A 14,211-nucleotide genomic window follows, 5' to 3' on the forward strand; every position below is an offset into this window, starting at 1 on the left:
CTATACTCGAAGATCAGTAGCGTTCGCTAATATTGAAAGCGTCAATCGTTACTGCTCTTCGAGCGTGATGCGAATAACAACAAGAGGCTAAGAATATGATCTACGCACAGCCAGGACAGGCAGATTCCATCGTCACTCTGCAGCCGCGCTACGGCAACTTCATCGGCGGTGAATGGAAAGCCCCGGTGAAAGGTGAATACTTCAAAAACGTTTCACCGGTAACCGGCGAAGCCTTCTGTGAAATCCCCCGTTCAACCGCTGAAGATATCGAACTGGCACTGGACGCTGCCCACGCAGCCAAGGATGCCTGGGCTCGTACCTCAGTGCAGGAACGCTCCAACACCCTGCTCAAGATTGCTGACCGTCTGGAAGCAAATCTGGAACAGATCGCCGTGGCCGAAACCTGGGACAATGGTAAGGCTGTGCGTGAAACCCTGGCCGCTGACGTACCGCTGGCCATCGACCACTTCCGTTACTTTGCCGGCTGTATCCGTGCGCAGGAAGGCTCCATCGGCGAGATCGACGAAAACACCGTGGCCTACCACTTCCATGAGCCGCTGGGTGTTGTCGGCCAGATCATTCCCTGGAACTTCCCGCTGCTGATGGCGGCGTGGAAAATTGCTCCGGCACTGGCGGCAGGCAACTGCATCATACTGAAGCCTGCTGAGCAAACTCCCTGGTCCATTCTGAAGCTGATGGAAACCATTCAGGACCTGTTGCCGCCGGGCGTGCTGAATATCGTTAACGGTTTTGGTGCCGAAGCGGGTCAGGCTCTGGCGACCAGCAAGCGCATTGCCAAAATCGCCTTCACCGGCTCAACCCCGGTGGGTTCCCACATTCTGAAATGTGCTGCCGAAAACATCATTCCGTCGACTGTAGAGCTGGGCGGCAAGTCACCCAACATCTACTTTGAAGACGTCATGAACCATGAAGACGAATTCATCGATAAGTGTGTGGAAGGTACCGTACTGGCGTTCTTCAACCAGGGCGAAGTCTGCACCTGTCCGTCGCGTCTGCTGGTGCAGGAAAGCATTTACGATGATTTCATCGCGCGCGTGATTGATCGCATCAAGAAGATCAAGCGTGGCAACCCGCTCGATACCGAAACCATGGTCGGTGCTCAGGCTTCTCAGGAGCAGTTCGACAAGATCATGAGCTACTTCGACATAGGCCGTGCCGAAGGTGCTGAAGTGCTGATCGGTGGTGACAAGGAGCAGCTGGGCGATGACCTGGGCCGCGGCTACTACATCCAGCCGACTCTGCTCAAGGGCAACAACAGCATGCGCGTGTTCCAGGAAGAGATCTTTGGACCGGTCGTATCCGTTACCACCTTCAAGGACGAGGCTGAAGCCCTCGCCATCGCCAATGACACCGAGTTTGGTCTGGGTGCCGGTGTATGGAGCCGCGACATGAACCGCGCCTACCGCATGGGCCGTGGCATTCAGGCCGGTCGTGTCTGGACCAACTGCTACCACCAGTACCCGGCACATGCTGCCTTTGGCGGTTACAAGAAGTCCGGCGTGGGTCGTGAAACGCACAAGATGATGCTCGATCACTACCAGCAGACCAAGAACATGCTGGTCAGCTACGACATCAACCCGCTGGGATTCTTCTAAGGCACGGGCCTTTACAGGCCCTGTTATCTCCGAAGCACTGCACAGGGATGTGCAAATCATGGCTGCTTCACCCTGGCAGTCTATTGCTCTGCAGCAATCCGTTTAACGGCCTCCGGGCCGTTTTTTTCGTATAAGGTGTACGGTATGCCGCGGCGTGCCATACCGCTGGTTGCTATACCAAGTCAGCCCTGAATTCGTTCCAAAGTACCATATTGGAGTGGTGGCACGGTTGCCTACTATCAGGGTGTCACAAAGACATATCGATAACAAAAATGAGGAACGCATTATGTGGACCAAACCTGCCTACACTGATCTGCGCATCGGCTTCGAAGTCACCATGTACTTCGCCAACCGCTGAGCACCCTGCGGCCCTTCGGGGCCGCTTTTGCTTGCCGATCCTTTTATACCCCAGCGGATACACACAATAATGAAAATACAGATACTGGGCTCCGCCGCCGGGGGCGGCTTTCCGCAATGGAACTGCAACTGCGACAACTGCAAAGACCTGCGCAACGGCACCCTCAACGCCAGGGCCCGCACCCAATCCTCCATCGCGGCCAGCCTCAACGGCACCGACTGGATTCTGTTCAACGCCTCACCGGATATCCGTGCTCAGCTGGAAAGCTTTGAGCCCCTACAACCCAAGCAGGGCAAACGCGATACCGGCATTGCGGCGGTCGTACTGATGGACAGCCAGATCGACCACACCACCGGCCTGCTGATGCTGCGTGAAGGCTGCCCGCATCAGGTCTACTGCACCGACATGGTGAAGCAGGACCTGAGCACCGGCTTCCCGGTCTTCAACATGCTGGAGCACTGGAACGGTGGGCTGGCGTGGAACCAGATCCCCAGCACCGAGACCTACAACGAATTTACCATTGCCGAAGTGCCGGGCATCACTCTGACGGCCGTGCCGCTGCGCTCCAGCGCGCCGCCGTACTCGCCGCACCGCAACGACCCGCACCCCGGTGACAACATCGGCATCCTGCTCAAGGATGACGCCACCGGCCGCTCCCTGTTCTACGCCCCGGGTCTGGGCCGGATCGAAGACCACCTGCGCCCGATCATGGAGCAGGCCGACTGCCTGCTGGTGGATGGCACCCTCTGGCGCGAGGACGAGATGATTCACGCTGGCGTCGGTGACAAGCTGGGCGTGCACATGGGGCACCTGCCGCAGTCTGGCGAGAACGGCATGATCGCCTACCTGGATACGCTGGATAAACCGCGCAAGGTGCTCATCCACATTAACAACACCAACCCGATCCTGATCGAAGACTCCCCCGAGCGGGGCGTGCTGAACGAACACGGCATCGAGGTCGCCTTTGACGGCATGAGCATTGAATTCTGAGGAGATCCGACATGAGCAACCGTGAACCGATGAGCCGCAGTGAATTCGAACAGGCCCTGCGCGCCAAAGGCGACCTGTACCACATTCATCACCCCTACCATGTGGCCATGTATGCCGGTCACTCCACCCCGGAACAGATCCGCGGCTGGGTCGCCAACCGCTTCTACTATCAGGTCAACATCCCGCTCAAGGATGCCGCCATTCTGGCCAACTGTCCGCACCGCGACGTACGCCGCCAGTGGCTGCAGCGCATCATGGACCATGACGGGTACGACGGTGCGGTGGGCGGTATCGAAGCCTGGCTGCAGTTGGGAGAGGCGGTAGGCCTCACACGCGAAGAGATCCTGTCCCACGAGCATGTGCTGCCGGGCGTACGCTTTGCCGTCGATGCCTATGTGAACTTTGCTCGCCGGGCCACCTGGCAGGAAGCGGCCAGCTCCTCGCTGACTGAACTCTTTGCTCCGCACATCCACCAGTCGCGTCTCGACACCTGGCCCACGCACTATCCGTGGATCAAGGCCGAGGGCTACCAGTACTTCCGCAACCGCCTCACCGAAGCACGCCGCGACGTGGGACACGGCCTGCAGATCACCCTGGATCATTACACCACCCGCGAGCAGCAGGAGCGGATGCTGGAGGTCCTGCAGTTCAAGCTGGATGTGCTTTGGAGTATGCTCGATGCCATGACCATGGCGTACGAACTGGAACGCCCGCCGTTCCATACCGTGACCCAGGAGAAGGCGTACCACCGAGGACTGTTCAATGACTAAACCGGCGCTGGACCAAATCCCGAAGCTGAACGCCATGTTCCGCTTCCAGTGGGAAGAGGCGCAGAACTGCCATGTGCTGCTGTACCCGGAAGGGATGATCAAGCTCAACGACAGCGCGGGTGCCATCCTCAGTGAAGTGAATGGCGAGCAGGACTGTGCCGCCATCATTCAGGCCCTGGAAACCCGCTTTCCCGACGCCGGTGAACTGGGGCCGGATGTGCTGGAGTTCCTGGCGATTGCCCATGAGCAGAACTGGATCGGCTATGTCTGAGCTCAAGCCTGAACAGCCGTCCGTACAACAGCAGAAGCCCCAGCACCCGAGCCAGCCGCTCTGGCTGCTGGCGGAACTGACTTACAAATGCCCGCTGCAGTGCCCCTACTGCAGCAACCCGCTGGACTTCGCCGAACACGGCGAAGAACTGAGCACCGATCAGTGGATCGACGTGTTCCGTCAGGCACGCAAGATGGGCGCGGCGCAGCTGGGTTTTTCCGGTGGCGAGCCGCTGGTACGGCGGGATCTGGAGCAGCTGATCGCCGAGGGGCGCAAGCTGGGCTACTACACCAACCTGATCACCTCCGGCATCGGCCTCAACGCTACGCGCATTGCGGCTTTTCGAGAAGCGGGGCTGGATCATATCCAGATCAGCTTTCAGGCCTCGGACGAAACGGTCAACAACATGCTGGCCGGCTCGAATAAGGCGTTCCAGCAGAAACTGAAGATGGCGCGCGAAGTCAAAGCCCAGGGCTACCCCATGGTGCTCAACTTCGTCACCCACAAGCACAACATTGATCGGATCGACCGCATCATTGAGTTGTGTGTGGAGCTGGAAGCGGACTTTGTCGAACTGGCCACCTGTCAGTACTATGGCTGGGCCTACGAGAACAAGGAAGCCCTGCTGCCTACAAAAGCGCAGCTGGAGCGGGCCGAGCGCATCACCAACGAATACCGTGAAAAACTCGCGGCCGAAGGTAACCCGATCAAACTGATCTTCGTCACGCCCGATTACTACGAAGAGCGGCCGAAGAAATGCATGAACGGCTGGGGCGAAATCTTCCTCACGGTGACACCGGATGGCACCGCCTTGCCATGTCACAGTGCCCGCATGCTGCCGATCGAGTTCCCTAACGTGAAGGACAATACCCTGCAGCATATCTGGCACGAGTCGTTCGGCTTCAACCACTTCAGGGGCGACGACTGGATGCAGGAGCCCTGTCGCTCCTGTGACGAGAAGGAGCACGATCTGGGCGGCTGTCGCTGCCAGGCCTATATGCTGGCCGGTGATATGAACGCGGCGGACCCGGTGTGCAGCAAGTCACCGCATCATCAGAAAATTTTGGATGCCCGTGCCGCTGCCGAGCACAGCGGCGAGGATACCCCGATCACCTTCCGTAACGAGCGCAACTCACGGGTGTTTGCGCGTGGGTGAAGGCGTGCTCAGTGCACGGGAGGCGGTGCAGTCGATCCATGACTACGCCGCTTTGCGGTTTCATCAGGGGCATCTGTATGGGGTGAGCTTCGATGCCGCAACAGGGCGCAATCGGCTGTGCCGGTTTGAGGCGGGCGAGGCGGTCAGCCTGCTGCCCGATAATTTCAGTGTTCGCAGCCGCGTACATGAGTACGGCGGCGGCGCCTGGTGTCTGGCGGGTGATCGGGTCTGCTTCGTCAACGACAGCGATCAGCAGATCTGGTGCCAGCCGCTGGATGCGGCTTCCCCGGCCTATCCTCTGACGACGATGCCCGATACACGCTTTGCCGATCTGCAGTACGACGTCCGCCATCAGCGTCTGCTGGCGATCAGTGAACAGCACACCGAAACGGCGCCGGAACCGATCAACCGACTGGTCACAGTCGAGTTGGACACCGACGGCGTGGAAACACTGGCAGCAGGCGCCGACTTTTACAGCTCACCGGCCTTGAGCCCGACTGGTGATCGGCTGGCGTGGGTTGAGTGGGATCACCCGCAACAGCCCTGGCGTTGTACCCGCCTGATGCTGGCGGATCTGAACGGCGCAGGGCAGATTGCTCGGGCCTGTCAGGTATCAGGCACGCAAGACGCCGCCTGGCTGCAGCCACGCTTTTCACCGAAAGGGCAACTGCATGCCGTGGTTGACCGTGACAACTGGTGGCGCATTGAAGCGCTGACCTCGTCCGGGTTTCAGCCACTGCACACCGCTGGCAGCCCAGTGCCGGAGCGCACCGAATTTACCACGGCGCCCTGGCAGTTTGGTCTGAGTACCTACGGCTGGAGCGCCTCGGGTGATCTTGTCGCACTGGGACAGTGTGACGGTTATACCCGCCTGTGGCGTTTTATGCAGGGCTCGAAGGTGGCGCAGGGCTGGCAGCCGCTGGAGCTGAGCCTGATGCCCACACGCCTGCACGCACTCTGTGTTGCGGGGACATGGATAGGGTGTGTTGCCGAATTTGCCGATCGTGAGCCGGCAATTGTGAAAATCGATACCGAGCTGGATGCCGACGATCCTGACCAGTGTACAGTGCTGGCTGGAGGGCATTCCCCAACCTATGTACCCAGTCTGCCGCTGTGTGAATGGGTCGATTCCGTGCCTTACTTTCTGTATCGACCGGCCAATGTGCCGCACGACCAGCCGCTGCCGCTGGTGATCTGGACCCACGGAGGCCCTACGGCCAGCACGGCCCCGGTGCTCAAGCCTGCCATCCAGTACTGGACACAGCGCGGCTTCATGATCGCGGATGTGAACTACCGCGGCAGCACCGGGTATGGACGAGACTACCGCCTGCAACTGGCTGGGCAGTGGGGTATCACCGATGTGGAAGACGTGGAAGCCATTGCCCGCAGCCTGATAGAACAGGGACGGGCACAGCCGGATGCCATATTCATTCGCGGCAACAGTGCCGGTGGCTATACCACCCTGAGCACACTGTGCCGCTCCAGCCGCTTCAGTGGCGGGGCCAGCCTCTATGGCGTGAGCGACCCGGCACGACTGAACCAGCTCACGCACAAGTTTGAATCCCGTTATCTGCACTGGCTGATCGGAGACCCCGAAACCGAGCCTGAACGCTACACGTCACGCTCGCCGCTGATGCAGGCCCATTGCGTCAGCGTCCCGGTGATCTTCTTTCAGGGCGAACAGGACAAGGTCGTGCTGCCGGAGCAAACACGCCGGATGGCACAGAGCCTGAGCGAAAACGGCATTCGCGTTGAAACCCTTTACTTCCCCGACGAAGCTCACGGCTTTCGCCAGCCCGAGAACCAGGCACAGGTGCTGGAACGGGAGCTGGCGTTCTACCGGAGTATTATCGACGCCGCCTCAAATCCCCCGCGTTAAAAACGTGGTCTGCTTGCTGGCTGATCCGGTCTGGCCGGTGAAGTGGAAGTCCAGACTGGCGCGGGGCAGGTCGAAGTCTTCGGCACACACGCGATACGAAAGCCAGCTTGCGTTGTTGTCGGTCAGATCGATCAATTCGGGCCCGAACAACTCAAATGCGCCCGGTCCCTGCACCGCAACCCTGACCTGTTCTGGCTGACGGGTAAAGCCTTCCACCTTGACCCGGTAGTGGTTGCAGACGGTGTTCTCATCCTGCTGGGTAAACAGTGCGCCACGGTCACGACGGATCTCCACCAGCAGGCTGGTAGTGCCGGTAAAGCCGTACAGCACGGCACCAAAAGCGACCAGCATGACCGCGCCATAGCCTGCCAGGCGTGGGCGTATCAGAGGCGAGCGTTCGCCCTCCAGTTGTGCTTCCGAGGCGAAACGGATCAGCCCCGTGGGCCGGTTCAGTTTGGTCATCACCGTATCACAGGCATCAATGCAGGCGGCACAGTCGATACACGCGGCCTGCAGGCCATCGCGAATATCAATCCCGGTCGGGCACACCTGTACGCACAGGCCGCAATCCACGCAATCGCCGCTGTTCAGATCGGCGTTGCGCAGGCTGGCGCGGGGTTCGCCACGGTGCGTGTCGTAGCTGACGGTACGCGTGGCGCGGTCGAACATCACCCCCTGAAAACGAGAGTAGGGGCAGGCATGCAGGCAGATTTTTTCACGCACCAGCCCCGCATTGGCGTAGGTCAGGCCGGCCATGATGATCAGCCAGCCGGTGATACCCGCCGTCAGTTGCAGCTGCACCGCATCGCTGACCAGCTCACGCATCGGGATGAAATAACCGGTAAAGGTGAGCGCCGTCAGCAGCGACAGCCCGATCCAGAGCAGATGCTTGGCGATACGGCGTAACAGGCGTGCGCCGCCGAGCGGTTTGCCATCGGCGCGAGCACGCTCACTGGCCCGGCCCTCGGTGAAACCCTCGATACGAATGAACAGCCAGGTCCAGATGCTTTGCGGACAGGCAAACCCGCACCACACTCGTCCCCAGGCCACCGCCATGAAAAACAGCAGACAGGCGCCGGCAATCATCAACCCGGCCAAAAGCGGCAGGTCATGCCAGGACAGGGCATGGCCGAACAGTATGATCTGTCGCTGTGCAAACGAGAACAGCAGCCAGGGCTGTCCATCCACCTGCACCCACACCAGTCCGAAAAACAGCGTGATCATCGGCCAGCTGCTCAGGCGGCGCAGGGTCTGAAACCGGCCCTCGGTCAGCCGCACATGAAACTTGCCATCGCGGGCGTAGGGCGGGGTGTGTTCTTGAACGACAGGTATCTTTTCCATGCTGGGCGGTCCCCTGAATTGTTGACCGGGCAAGATTACGCTTGTACTCGAAATAGGTTCAGGTATAAAAAAATAAAAATGAATCGGTACAGATGGGTACAAACGGCATGACATTGGATTATCGCTACCGGCAGCTGGAGCACTGGCTGCTGCAGGGCATTCAGGAGCAACGCTGGCGGCTGGGTGAGCGCCTGCCGTCGATCCGTACGCTGTGCCGTGAGCACCGCCTGTCGAAGGCCACAGTGCAGCATGCGCTGCAGCGACTGGAGGCCCAGGGCTGGCTGGAAGCGCGTCCCAAGGCCGGCTACTTCGTCACCCTGAGGCCAGCACCGCCTAGTGATCAACAGGGCACGCCCGGTCATACCCGAGTCATTCAGCCGCCACGGCCCGTGAGCGTGAATGACCTGCTGCTGGATATCATGCAGCGCAGTGCCGCCTTTGACCTGTTGCCTGACCTGAATGCGGGCGAACTGCCGGCCGGCATCGTGGCGCTGAACCGCAGCATCGGACGGGCATTGCGGCGTCAGCGCGGTGACGATTACCAGTATTATGATGAGCCCGCCGGGTCGATCAGCCTGCGTGAGCAGTTGGCGCTGCACTATGCCCGTCGCGGCTGGGCCGCCGCACCGGATCAGTTTTGCATCACCTCGGGCTGTCAGCATGCCCTGTTTCTGGCGCTGATGGCCTGCTGCAAGCCCGGTGATGTGGTGGCCGTCGAGTCCCCCGGGTTTTACGGTGTACTGCAGCTGCTGGAACAGCTGCAACTGCAGGTGGTGGAAGTCCCTGCGGGTGCCGACACCGGCATGGATATGGACGCACTGGACGCGGTACTAGAGCGCTGGCCGGTCAAGGCCTGTATCGTCTCGCCCGCGTTTGCCACCCCGAGTGGCGCACTGATGCCCACTGCAGCCCGACAACACCTGCTGGCGCTGGCCGAGCGCCATGATCTGGCCATCATCGAAGATGACATCTATGCCGACACCGCGCTGGGCAGCCCGCCCGACCCGCTCAAGGCGCTGGACGGTGATGACCGCGTGATTCTGTGCAGCTCGTTCTCAAAGTCCCTGTCGCGTGACCTGCGTCTGGGGTGGATCGCCGGTGGCCGCTGGCACGCCCGCATCCTGCACCTGAAACTGGTCACCCAACTGGCCAGCAGCCGCACCCTGCAACAGGGCGTAGCCGACTACATGGCCGATGGCAGCCTTGCCACCCACCTGCGCCGCCAGCGCAACGCACTGCACCAGCGCCGCGACCAACTGATCGCCGCCCTCAACGCCTGGCCCATCGACCTGGGCGTCAGCAGGCCCACCGGTGGCCTGGCCGTCTGGGTAGAACTGCCCGATACCTACGATACGCTGGCCTGCTACCCCCGCGCGCTGAAGCAGGGCATCATCATTACTCCGGGACCGCTGTTCTCGGTATCCGGTCAATTCAAACACTGCCTGCGCATCAGCTACGCTCACCCCTGGGATGACAAACGACTGGCTGCGCTGAATCAGCTGCCAGCGCTGTTGGCAGCAGGCAACAAATGATGCATATTTGAACTCTGCCAGCGGGAAGTCGGCAGCCACAACGACAGGGAAAAGAGGATGGGTCGATGACCGGGATGGTTTGCAATTTTCATGTTTCATCAGTTGATCATCTCTTTTCTGGCGTGTACCTGTTCCTTGGTGCTGTGGTCTGTACTCGTTTGAGCCACAGGCGGAGCGCTGTTTTACCTTTTTCAGCTCAGGGCGTTGTCGTTAATTTAAGAAAATCAGTGGGTTATGGGTGGGTTGGGAAAATTAAAAGGTATACCCGCTAATAATTATTATGAGGTTTACCTCATAAATAGGCTGTTATGCACAAGATGCGGCTATACCGCACAGTTTATTAAGGTTTCTAGGATGTCAATCAAGCCAATAGATGACACGAGCTGGTCAGGAATAGCAAAGATTCAAGCTGAAGCATATTCCCAGGTCGAACCTGAAAGCGTGGATGTTCTGAAAAGTAAATGGTTGCGTTCACCAGAGTGTTGCTTCGTGTATGAAAAAGCAGGAAAAGTTGTTGGGTACTTATTGGCACATTCTTGGGATAGTGAAGCACCTCCAAAGCTCTTTCAGACCCTCCCTGCTGGTACAGAGGGATCGCTAATTTTCCTGCATGACTTGGCAATTTCAAAAGAGGCTTCAGGTGAGGGGGTTGGTAGGAAGATGGTGGTGCATTTGCTTCAGAAGGTTAAAGAATTGGGCTTTCAGCAGGTTCGATTGGTTTCAGTACAGGATTCTTTGAAGTTTTGGCAAAAGCAGGGATTTTCGCTCATAGAGCATCAAGAAGTCTGCTCTAGCTACGGTGAAGGTGCCCAACTGATGAGTCAGAGAATTATTGCATAACAAACGGCTGCACCGGACATATTTCCGCTGTCACCTTTTGTGCAAAGATTTGCACAAAAGCCGCCATCAAAAATTTGCTCGGTGAGCCGGGCGTTATGCACAGGGAGAGATAGGTGCCATTGTTTGAAACAGAGAGGTTGATTGCAAGGAAGCTGTCCCATCAAGACGTTCCGGTGCTCACCGCAATGCTCAGTGATCCAGAAGTCATGAAGTTCTCCGTCCGTGGAGTTTGTGACGAAGAAGCTACCCGAAAATTCGTTGATTGGTGCCTTGAGTGTTACGCCTCTCATGGGATAGGGCCATGGGCATTGTGTGAGAAAGAATCAGGGAATTTTATCGGCTTCTGTGGCGTTGGGCCGGAGTTGGTTGGCGATGTTGAAGAAATCAATCTAGGTTATCGTCTGGCCCGCAGGTTCTGGCATCAGGGGTATGCGACAGAAGCTGTAAAAGGTGTTCTCCAGTATGCTTTCGACCAAAAACACTGCGAGTCGGTAATTGTTATTATCGAGCCGGAGCATACAGCTTCCGTCAGGGTCACGGAGAAAGTCGGGTTCGGAGACTATACGACTCGAGAGTTCCATGCCCGGCCTGTGCGCGTGTATCGAATGTCGCGCGACGACTGGGCACTGCATAACAAATTGTTGTAGTGCGTTCCGGGCCTGGCGGCCCTACACCGGACGCCTACTACGCTGCGCTCCGTAGTCGCCGCTAAACAAAAGCGTTAGTCTTCAAAGGAGATATTGTGGATATATGTGGAATGTGCAATAAGGAAAGTGTATTGCAGAATTCACATGCTATTCCTGATTCTGTATTCAAAAAGATACTCCGATCCAACAGCGGAAAGGCTATCGTTGTTCCTGCTGGTGGAAGTGATCCTATTCACTACTCAAGTGACAGTTGGGATACAAGTTTTTTGTGTGGTGAGTGTGAATCACTACTTAACTCACTATATGAAAGCTACTCTCTAAGAGTTTTAAGAGGAAGTGTTGGAGACTTTCAGCGCCATGATTTAGGTGTTACTTTTTCTGGCTTTGATCCTTGTCGATTAACTAGCTTTTTTATTTCTGTTTTTTGGCGGGCAGCAAACTCTAAGCACTCATCATATGGGAAAGTTTATATACCAGAGCCTTGGAACGGAGAAATAAGAGATCACCTGTTTAAAAATACACCTATTCCTTTTAACTTGGCATCTGTGAAAATTTCAAGGCTAATCGATAGGACACCAAAAAACGGATTTACACTAAGCTCATTGAAATCTGTAGTGATGAGTCCGTTTTTTAGAAAGCATAAGTATGGTAAGTACTCTTTCTGTTTTGTATTCGAAGGATTCTTTGTGGAAATATTTACTCCTGGCCTTACCTACTCTCTTCGTAGGAAAGCAGGAGTAATTTTGAAAGATAAGCGTGTATTGATGGTTCCGTATCTAGATATATTTGATGTGCCTGAAATTGTAGATGCCTTGGTGAAAGGTTATGGAAAGTATCTTGATGGTGATGTCACATTTAAAGACTAACAAGTTGCAGCACTTCAGCCGCTACGCGGCTCGGACCTCAATAAGCTACGCTTATTTCGTCCGGTGTGCAAAGCGTTATATTTAGGAGAGGTTGCTCCGGTGGACCACGAGAAATACAAGGCACTATATGATTATCAAAAAGATCAGTTTGAATCTGAAAGTGGGCGATTCAACCGGCTAGAAGACAAGGCCGTCAGGTACTTGACGTCAATTACAGTCGCGGTGAGTGCTTATATTCTTCTTGTTCGTTGGTCCGCTGATAAAATAATACCTCCTTCTGGATTTCTGGACTGGCTGGTAGTCATTTCGATCGTTTTCACTATTATTTCTATGGCTTCGTCTTGGAGCTTTATATTTCGAAGCATAAAGTTACAAGATCTAATGAAAATGCCTGCAGGAAACGAAGTCTCAGACCTATTTCATGAAAATGAACGGGCAACTGTTTATCTTAGCTTGTCTAGAAGGTACTCGGAAGCGGCAAAGGAAAAGGAAAGGCAGTACAACCTTAAGCTAAAAAATGTTAGAAAAGGCTATTCTGAGATTGTTTTCTCTGGATGGTGTTTTCTGATATCAATATCGTTGATATTTGCTAATGTATGGATGGAGGGATAACTATGAGTGGCAATGATCGTGACAATGAAAGCCAAGCTACTAATGAGCGTCCGCCAGACGTTGAGGCACCAGAATTAGTGCCAGTTATGGAGGGCTATACCGAGCAAGAGGACAAGGCAAAGAAAAAATAATTGCAATATAACAATCGGCATCACACGGATGGCGCATAGCGCCACCGGTGTGCCGGGCGTTATTGAGCCCTGTAAGCCTCGGTGAAAAAACTAAGGATTGAAGATATGAATATGGCTGTTGAACATACTAAGGCAAAATTCTGGAAGTGCGCACTCCAAGTAAATCCTGCAAGTTATATAACGTATCGAGGTCAAAATCAGGATTTTTCAGAAGATGACTATAATCAGAAGTTATTAGAGGTTTGTCTTGAGGAGTCAATCAAGGTTGTAGGAATAGCTGATCACGGGAATGTTGATTCAATTGCAAAGATTAAACAAACCTTCAATGCACAAGGTATTGTTGTCTTTCCAGGCTTTGAGATTGCTTCTAGTGAAAAAATTCATTTGGTTTGTCTATATCCAGAAGACACAAGCATTCAAACCTTAAATAACTACTTGTATGAATTTGATATAGATACATCTAATGGTACAGCTCCCTCAACGAAGAGTGCTGACTTTATTTTATCGACAGTTATAGATAAAGGAGGCTTTGTTTATGCCGCACATTGCACAGATGATAGCGGTGTATTGAAGCAGAAATTAAACAATATTTGGAAAAATAAAAATCTGCTTGCAGCGCAAATCCCAACTTCACTAGAAGCTCTAAAGGAGCAAGGCGACCAAGCTAATTACCAGATTCTTTTAAATAAAAACCCTGATTACAAACGCGATAAAAATATTGCGATTATCAATGCTAAAGATATAGAAGATCCGGAAACCTTAAGAAAAGAAAATGCGACTTGTTTGGTAAAAATGTAAACCCCCTGCTTTTCCTCGTTTAAATTAGCATTTTCAGATTCAGAGTCCCGTGTTCGCCTCAACTCTGATATCAAAGAGAAGTATTATTCCAGAATAGAGTCTGTAAGGTTTGTTGGCGGATTTCTTGATGGAATTGATATTAAATACTCAGAGCATTTGAATGCTTTAATAGGTGGACGAGGCACAGGTAAATCAACCCTGATTCCGTGACTTAAAACTCAGCTTCGCATCTCCACACACCTGTAACCACGCGGCCTGCGGCGGTAATATGGACGCCATTCTCGATTCACCCAGACAGTGATATCTGACTATGCGTACCTTCAAGCTGGAACAGTCCAAAACCGAGATTATCACACCCCACGGCGGTCTGGCGCTGGTTGGCCACAGTGTCAACAGAATGACCT

The 14,211-nt window shown here is 55.2% G+C and carries 15 protein-coding genes; 14 read left to right on the top strand and 1 reads right to left on the bottom strand.

All coding sequences use genetic code 11. The annotated features are described in order from the left end of the window. Window positions 1-95 precede the first annotated feature (95 nt). The 7 genes from exaC to ABIE61_RS01485 all read left to right on the top strand — a co-directional run bounded on the left by exaC (window position 96) and on the right by ABIE61_RS01485 (window position 7,040). Window positions 96-1,616: an acetaldehyde dehydrogenase ExaC gene (exaC, locus tag ABIE61_RS01455; protein WP_091822944.1), complete on the top strand. Its 1,521-nt coding sequence runs from the start codon at window positions 96-98 to the stop codon at window positions 1,614-1,616. Window positions 1,617-1,902: 286 nt separating this feature from the next. After that, window positions 1,903-1,974 (top strand): pyrroloquinoline quinone precursor peptide PqqA, encoded by a 72-nt coding sequence (pqqA, locus tag ABIE61_RS01460; protein ID WP_003243383.1) that lies wholly within the window; start codon window positions 1,903-1,905, stop codon window positions 1,972-1,974. 69 nt (window positions 1,975-2,043) lie between these two features. Beyond that, window positions 2,044-2,964, top strand: coding sequence for a pyrroloquinoline quinone biosynthesis protein PqqB (pqqB, locus tag ABIE61_RS01465; protein WP_354406109.1), 921 nt, complete (start codon window positions 2,044-2,046; stop codon window positions 2,962-2,964). 11 nt (window positions 2,965-2,975) lie between these two features. Continuing rightward, entirely contained in the window at window positions 2,976-3,734 is a 759-nt protein-coding gene (pqqC, locus tag ABIE61_RS01470; protein WP_354406111.1) for a pyrroloquinoline-quinone synthase PqqC, read from the top strand. After that, the gene (pqqD, locus tag ABIE61_RS01475; protein ID WP_091827333.1) at window positions 3,727-4,005 is read left to right on the top strand and encodes a pyrroloquinoline quinone biosynthesis peptide chaperone PqqD; all 279 of its coding nucleotides are present in this window, start codon (window positions 3,727-3,729) and stop codon (window positions 4,003-4,005) included. The genes pqqC and pqqD overlap by 8 nt, the downstream gene beginning before the upstream one ends. Next, complete coding sequence (pqqE, locus tag ABIE61_RS01480; RefSeq protein WP_354406113.1) at window positions 3,998-5,161, top strand: pyrroloquinoline quinone biosynthesis protein PqqE; 1,164 nt, start codon at window positions 3,998-4,000, stop codon at window positions 5,159-5,161. The genes pqqD and pqqE overlap by 8 nt, the downstream gene beginning before the upstream one ends. Beyond that, entirely contained in the window at window positions 5,154-7,040 is a 1,887-nt protein-coding gene (locus tag ABIE61_RS01485; protein ID WP_354406115.1) for a S9 family peptidase, read from the top strand. Before pqqE ends, ABIE61_RS01485 begins: the two co-directional genes overlap by 8 nt. Here the strand turns inward: ABIE61_RS01485 and ccoG are convergent. Further along, window positions 7,023-8,381, bottom strand: a complete 1,359-nt coding sequence (ccoG, locus tag ABIE61_RS01490) for a cytochrome c oxidase accessory protein CcoG (RefSeq protein ID WP_354406116.1) — start codon at window positions 8,379-8,381, stop codon at window positions 7,023-7,025. The two genes, ABIE61_RS01485 and ccoG, sit on opposite strands and share 18 nt — an antisense overlap. 107 nt (window positions 8,382-8,488) lie before the next feature. Between ccoG and ABIE61_RS01495 the strand changes: the two genes are divergently transcribed. The 7 genes from ABIE61_RS01495 to ABIE61_RS01525 all read left to right on the top strand — a co-directional run bounded on the left by ABIE61_RS01495 (window position 8,489) and on the right by ABIE61_RS01525 (window position 13,807). Further along, window positions 8,489-9,913 carry an aminotransferase-like domain-containing protein gene (locus ABIE61_RS01495; RefSeq protein WP_354406118.1) on the top strand — a complete coding sequence of 475 codons (1,425 nt, stop codon included), beginning with the start codon at window positions 8,489-8,491 and terminating at the stop codon, window positions 9,911-9,913. Window positions 9,914-10,267: 354 nt separating this feature from the next. Continuing rightward, window positions 10,268-10,753, top strand: a complete 486-nt coding sequence (locus tag ABIE61_RS01500) for a GNAT family N-acetyltransferase (protein WP_027847521.1) — start codon at window positions 10,268-10,270, stop codon at window positions 10,751-10,753. 113 nt (window positions 10,754-10,866) lie between these two features. Beyond that, window positions 10,867-11,400 (top strand): GNAT family N-acetyltransferase, encoded by a 534-nt coding sequence (locus tag ABIE61_RS01505; RefSeq protein ID WP_062360330.1) that lies wholly within the window; start codon window positions 10,867-10,869, stop codon window positions 11,398-11,400. 131 nt (window positions 11,401-11,531) lie between these two features. After that, window positions 11,532-12,266, top strand: coding sequence for a hypothetical protein (locus ABIE61_RS01510; RefSeq protein ID WP_354406120.1), 735 nt, complete (start codon window positions 11,532-11,534; stop codon window positions 12,264-12,266). Between the two features lie 99 nt (window positions 12,267-12,365). Next, a complete protein-coding gene (locus tag ABIE61_RS01515; RefSeq protein WP_354406122.1) occupies window positions 12,366-12,878 on the top strand; it encodes a hypothetical protein in 513 nt (170 codons plus the stop codon). 2 nt (window positions 12,879-12,880) lie between these two features. Continuing rightward, complete coding sequence (locus ABIE61_RS01520; RefSeq protein ID WP_354406124.1) at window positions 12,881-13,009, top strand: hypothetical protein; 129 nt, start codon at window positions 12,881-12,883, stop codon at window positions 13,007-13,009. 105 nt (window positions 13,010-13,114) lie between these two features. After that, window positions 13,115-13,807: a PHP domain-containing protein gene (locus tag ABIE61_RS01525; protein WP_354406125.1), complete on the top strand. Its 693-nt coding sequence runs from the start codon at window positions 13,115-13,117 to the stop codon at window positions 13,805-13,807. Window positions 13,808-14,211 lie beyond the last annotated feature (404 nt).

It is taken from the genome of Marinobacterium sp. MBR-111 (assembly GCF_040547585.1).
Classification (GTDB): domain Bacteria; phylum Pseudomonadota; class Gammaproteobacteria; order Pseudomonadales; family Balneatricaceae; genus Marinobacterium; species Marinobacterium iners.